Source organism: Syntrophorhabdaceae bacterium, assembly GCA_028713955.1.
Taxonomy (GTDB): Bacteria; Desulfobacterota; Syntrophorhabdia; order Syntrophorhabdales; family Syntrophorhabdaceae; genus UBA5609.
This window is the reverse complement of record JAQTNJ010000232.1, coordinates 1-4,994: the sequence shown is the minus strand read 5'-3', so window position 1 is coordinate 4,994 and position 4,994 is coordinate 1. Positions and strand designations below refer to the sequence as shown.

Sequence of the window (4,994 nt, the reverse complement as noted above, 5' to 3'; positions counted from 1 at the left end):
CATAGATGTGCATAGCAACTTCTCTTTAGACCTCTCTGAAAAGGAAAAATGCGGCTTTTATATCATAGGAAACCATGTGGATTTCTACGGGATATGCAAAAAATGTAAAAAGAAAAGCAGGCACAATTCGCACATAAGATAACATAAGGAGGTATGATATGGTCTACACGTGTTCAGTATGCGGTTATCAGTACGATGAAAAGGTTGAGAAGGTTCCTTTCGACAAGTTACCCGACGACTGGCACTGCCCGATCTGCAACGCGCCTAAAAGCGCGTTTGAGAAAACATCATAACAAGTGGAAAAAAAGATGCGCCGGTCTTGATTCCTCTGTGCGCTCTGCGAGAGACGGTGGTTGTTTTGAAGAATAAAGTTAGAAATTGAACTTGAACTTGACGCGCCACCCGTCGTCCTGGGCTTCGAAGGAGGCATCCTCTTTGCGGTCCAGCTTCACCCCGCGGCCAAGCAACACTTCACCGAAGGGCGTCACCTTGTATCCAAGCATTACCTCTGCCTTATATTCCTTCTGGGCAGTCCTTTTGACACCCGTGACATCAAGATTATCTATCTTTGCGAGGTCTATATATACCCTGTCTTCGGACCCGCCTTCAGGCTTTACAAGGTAAGGGGCAGCCTTTTCTGTAAACTCAATGGCGTAAGCCGTATCCAAACCCTTCTCCAGGTCCTTCCCGGATATCAGCTTCAGTTTTACGTATCCTGCTTCTTCGAGTTTCCTGTACTTCTCTATGGTCTTTTCGTCCGAGCCTATATAATAGAAGTTTGGATATTTCTGGTAACGCTCCAGGGACTCCATCTTGCCTTCACGTTTAACAACATCCTGAACAAGCTTCTTTGCCTCTTCCTCTGTAAGGTCGGCAGCACGAACCCCTGCGCTCAATCCACTGAATATGAGAATAGAGCACAAGACAATATGCACAATCTTTTTTAAGGATATTTTCTGGCGCCGCATAGCTCGCATTATCCGTATATCTCTTTTGTTCTATTATAAACATGAAAAAACATTAACGTCAATCCTCTTGCTGTTTTGTCTTAACGTTGAACGTTGGACATAGAACATTGAACAGGTTCTCTCACGCCTTCCGGATCAATGCCCACAACCCTCCCTCTGAAACAATCTCAACACTGCCGTCAATACCGCTGGATTTGATATCCGTTAACAACCTCTCTTCATCCATTCCGGCCTTACCGAGAAGGATGTTGAGTTCCTTTGACCGTTCACCGATCTGTTCTATGACAGCCCGTGGGGTCAATCTTCCAAACCCTCCGCCGACCACAGCCAGTCCATCTTTTCTGAGCGCCCTGTAGATCGCACGAAAATCCGTCCGGAAGATCTCCGGAAAAAATAACGCACCCCGGAAGACAACAAGGTCAAAAGCGTTGTCTGCGATCCCCGACAAGGCAGGGTCAGTCGCTATCACTGCAACCTTGTCGTCGCAATCAAGTCTTCTTACTTCATCGCGGAAGAATTGATCCGTCCCCGGCGGGAAGGTCCCCAGTGAAAAGGATTTGCCTGTCCCGTTTCTATACAATTCGAATATGGCGCCGCAGAAAGGGCCGACCTCGAGGACGTTTCCGTCTGCACGGCCGTAAAGCTCACCGATGTACCTCACAAGGTGTGGATAGACTGGTTGCCAGAGATGGTAGAGTTCTATGAAATGTCGCAGATCCATGTAACCCCCTGTAAAAAGCAACTCATAGCTCTTGGTTCATGGCTCATAGCAAATTGTATATCGTCGTTCGTATATCGTATATCGTAAAATCTAAATCAAGCTATAAGGCGTTAACAAATAAACCGGGCGGCACGATATACTATATACTATATACTGCGTACTATCAACTTCTTGCTGATCGCTGAAGGCTGCAAGCTGATAGCTGCGTAAATAAGAGGGTTGACCTTGCGGCAATCCCGTATTATTTATGATATAACATGCTGTGTAAAAACCTGATACAGGGATGGTAGGATTACGTGAAGCAGTTTGTCAATCCACAGCAGATAACAGACAACATATACCGCGTCTGCGGACCGGATCTCTCGGATGCGAGAGACGGTTTTGCCTATCTTCTGGATTTCGGCGAATTGGCGCTCATCGATTGCGGCTCAGGAGCCGGTTTTAAGCGGACAATCCAAAATATTGAGCGCCTCGGGTTTAAACCTGAGACAATCAAAACAATCATTTTAACACACTGCCACGTAGACCATTCCGGCGGCGCCCATCTCTTCCGGTCGCATTTCGGCTCACAGCTCATCATGCATGCCCTTGACGCGACGATCATCGAACGGGCAGACACAAGGCTTACGGCTGCATTTTGTTTCGATATCGACCTTCAGCCTCTCCGTGTGGATACGAAGCTTGCCGGTGATAGCGGCCGTCTGCATATCGGCAGACAGGAACTCAACTGGATACACACACCGGGTCATACACCCGGGTCCGTCTCTGTCTGCATGGACATTGATGGTAAAAGAACACTCTTTGTCCAGGACATCGCGGCGCCGCTTCTGAAAGAGTTCGATTGTGATCCCGATGCGTGGGTGGAATCGATCCAGACCCTCTTTGCGCTGGAGGCCGATATGCTCTGCGACGGTCATTCCGGCGTCTACACACCAAAAAGCAACGTCAAGAAATACCTTGAATACTGCGTCGCGTCCCAGTATCAGCAGGGGTATATAAAACTGTGAAAGGATAAAGACCGTAGGTCGTATATCGTATATCGAAGAACCAAACAGGCTATATTGTAAGACCGTATATCGTAGGTCGCAGGTCGATCTACGATATACTATATACTGTATACTTCTTTTCCTATAGTACGGACCCAGTTCTGCTGCAGGACCTGCTGGGCTTCTTCTGTCCGGTCAACACCAAGGATAACGATCGCATTGTTGCTGACACGCCCGAGATGCGGATACAGATAGTGGACATTGATCCCCGCCTGTTTCAAGGGTCTCAGTACCGCAACCAATCCCCCCGGGTGGTCCGGGGTCTCAACGGCAATTACATCGGTTTCTCTCGGCGAATAACCGTTTGCCTTGAGAATATTTTTTGCCTTTTCAGGATCATCTACGACAAAACGCACAGTGCTGATATCCGACGTATCGGCAACGGAGATCGCCCTGATGTTGACGCCTTCTCTCCCCAGTATCTCGCTGATGCCGTGAAGCGCACCGGGAACATTGTCCAGGCTAACAGAAATCTGTTTGATAACCATCTGTATCACTCCTTTGCAAACGTATAGCCTGTCTCAAGGGCTTCTCTGTTGAGTTTTATCATCTTCGCTTTTCCTTCACCGAGGATTTCCTGGAGGTGCTTGAGCATAAAATCGAATGAAACGATATTGCTCGCCCTTAAAAATGCACCAAGCATTATCATATTCGCCACCTTGATCGTACCCATCTTCTCCGCCAGCTCGCTTGTAGGAACAGTGAGGACCTCAATATCTCCCCTTACAGATGTCGTATTGACGATAGAGGAATTGACACAGATAAGCCCTCCCGAAGGAAGGATGCTCTGAAACCGTGCGAAGGACGGCTGGTTCATGGCAACAACAAATTCAGGCTCTGAAGCGACAGGAGATGCGATCTCTTCGTCAGAGACGACAACGGTACAGTTCGCTGTCCCTCCTCTGACCTCAACGCCATAGGATGGAAGATAGGTCACATACTTTCCTTCAAGCATCGCCGCATTGGCAAACGTAAAGCCCATGGAGAGAACACCCTGTCCGCCAAACCCTGAGAATATTGTCTTTATGAGCATGTTGTATCCTTAATAACTCCCAGAGGGAACTGTTTCGCCATCACATCATCGATCCACCGGCATGAATCGATGGGACTCATCTTCCAGTTTGTCGGGCATGGCGACAGGATCTCTACAAGTGAAAATCCATCTCCCTGGAGCTGATTCCGGAAGGCCTTCGCGATTGCCTTTTTCGCTTTGACGATCGCCGCAGGCTTATTAACCGCCACTCTTTCGAGGTACGTTGTGCCATCAAGCACCGCAAACACCTCGCATATCCTTACAGGATGGCCTGCCGTTGCCGTATTCCTCCCGGAGGGCGTTGTTGTTGTCACCTGTTCGGAGAGCGTTGTGGGGGCCATCTGTCCGCCGGTCATCCCGTAGACACCGTTGTTGACAAAGATGATGGTGATCGGCTCACCGCGGTTTGCCGCGTGGAAGCCCTCTGCCGTGCCTATTGCCGCAAGGTCGCCGTCGCCCTGATAAGAAAATACGAGGTTCTCCGGCCGCACACGCTTGATCCCTGTTGCAACCGCGGCGCCCCTGCCATGAGCGGACTCGAGCGTATCGATATCAAAATAATTGTAGACAAGCATGCCGCATCCGGCCGGCGCAACACATATTGCCTTCTCCTGCAGGTCCATCTCGTCGATGACCTCCACGATCAGGCGCCCGATGATACCGTGACCGCAGCCCGGGCAATAATGGAAATGGGCTGCCTTTAAGGATTTGGGACGGGCATAGACCTGCTTCACTATTTTTTCCCTCTTCTGGTTTGGTAGTAGTGTCTTGATATCACCCGGAACAATTCGATCGGCGTGGGGATAACGCCGCCGGGTCTGCCGTAGAAATGGATATTTCCTCTACCCTCGAGGGCAAGCTTCACATCTTCGATCATCTGTCCTGTGCTCATCTCGAAGACAAAAAAATCAGCAACCTTTTTCGCGGTCTCCCTGATTATCTTCGCGGGAAAAGGCCAGAGCGTGATGGGGCGTATCATCCCGATCTTCAGGTTCTCCTGGCGCAGCCTCTTAATGGCGCCTTTTACGATCCGCGCCCCGATACCATAGGCAATAACTATCATCTCGGCGTCATCGACGAGGAATGACTCATAGCGGACCTCGTTCTGCTCCATCCGCTGATACTTTCTGAAGAGTTTCCAGTTATGCTCCTCCTCTTCCTTCGTATCAAAGAGAAGGGAACGGACCATCCGTGAAGGTCTTCCTTTCGCACCAGTCAGGATATAA

8 protein-coding genes are annotated in these 4,994 nt (G+C 49.4%); 2 read left to right on the top strand and 6 right to left on the bottom strand.

Translation table 11 applies throughout. From position 1 onward, the window contains the following. Positions 1 to 158 precede the first annotated feature (158 nt). Entirely contained in the window at positions 159 to 293 is a 135-nt protein-coding gene (locus PHU49_14540) for a rubredoxin (GenBank protein MDD5245224.1), read from the top strand. Between the two features lie 78 nt (positions 294 to 371). Here PHU49_14540 and PHU49_14535 read toward each other — a convergent pair whose 3' ends face one another. Further along, complete coding sequence (locus PHU49_14535) at positions 372 to 968, bottom strand: hypothetical protein (protein MDD5245223.1); 597 nt, start codon at positions 966 to 968, stop codon at positions 372 to 374. Positions 969 to 1,089: 121 nt separating this feature from the next. Continuing rightward, positions 1,090 to 1,689, bottom strand: coding sequence for a hypothetical protein (locus PHU49_14530; GenBank protein ID MDD5245222.1), 600 nt, complete (start codon positions 1,687 to 1,689; stop codon positions 1,090 to 1,092). Positions 1,690 to 1,985: 296 nt separating this feature from the next. Here PHU49_14530 and PHU49_14525 point away from each other — a divergent pair, with 296 nt between their 5' ends. After that, positions 1,986 to 2,696, top strand: a complete 711-nt coding sequence (locus tag PHU49_14525) for an MBL fold metallo-hydrolase (GenBank protein ID MDD5245221.1) — start codon at positions 1,986 to 1,988, stop codon at positions 2,694 to 2,696. A gap of 98 nt (positions 2,697 to 2,794) precedes the next feature. On the opposite strand, the gene PHU49_14520 is transcribed toward PHU49_14525, so the two are convergent. The 4 genes from PHU49_14520 to PHU49_14505 form a co-directional block, all read right to left on the bottom strand. After that, positions 2,795 to 3,223 carry an ACT domain-containing protein gene (locus PHU49_14520; protein ID MDD5245220.1) on the bottom strand — a complete coding sequence of 143 codons (429 nt, stop codon included), beginning with the start codon at positions 3,221 to 3,223 and terminating at the stop codon, positions 2,795 to 2,797. Between the two features lie 5 nt (positions 3,224 to 3,228). After that, positions 3,229 to 3,768 (bottom strand): 2-oxoacid:acceptor oxidoreductase family protein, encoded by a 540-nt coding sequence (locus PHU49_14515; GenBank protein MDD5245219.1) that lies wholly within the window; start codon positions 3,766 to 3,768, stop codon positions 3,229 to 3,231. Next, entirely contained in the window at positions 3,759 to 4,502 is a 744-nt protein-coding gene (locus tag PHU49_14510) for a thiamine pyrophosphate-dependent enzyme (protein ID MDD5245218.1), read from the bottom strand. Before PHU49_14510 ends, PHU49_14515 begins: the two co-directional genes overlap by 10 nt. Then, a partial coding sequence (locus PHU49_14505; protein ID MDD5245217.1) for a hypothetical protein occupies positions 4,502 to 4,994 on the bottom strand: 493 nt, incomplete at its 5' end. The genes PHU49_14510 and PHU49_14505, both read right to left, overlap by 1 nt.

What these genes read in the sequence shown, in the direction of transcription:
- PHU49_14515 (MDD5245219.1), bottom strand. Translation starts at nt 3,768, where the DNA reads ATGCTCATAAAGACAATATTCTCAGGGTTTGGCGGACAGGGTGTTCTC.
- PHU49_14520 (MDD5245220.1), bottom strand. Translation starts at nt 3,223, where the DNA reads ATGGTTATCAAACAGATTTCTGTTAGCCTGGACAATGTTCCCGGTGCG.
- PHU49_14540 (MDD5245224.1), top strand. Translation starts at nt 159, where the DNA reads ATGGTCTACACGTGTTCAGTATGCGGTTATCAGTACGATGAAAAGGTT.
- PHU49_14530 (MDD5245222.1), bottom strand. Translation starts at nt 1,689, where the DNA reads ATGGATCTGCGACATTTCATAGAACTCTACCATCTCTGGCAACCAGTC.
- PHU49_14535 (MDD5245223.1), bottom strand. Translation starts at nt 968, where the DNA reads ATGCGGCGCCAGAAAATATCCTTAAAAAAGATTGTGCATATTGTCTTG.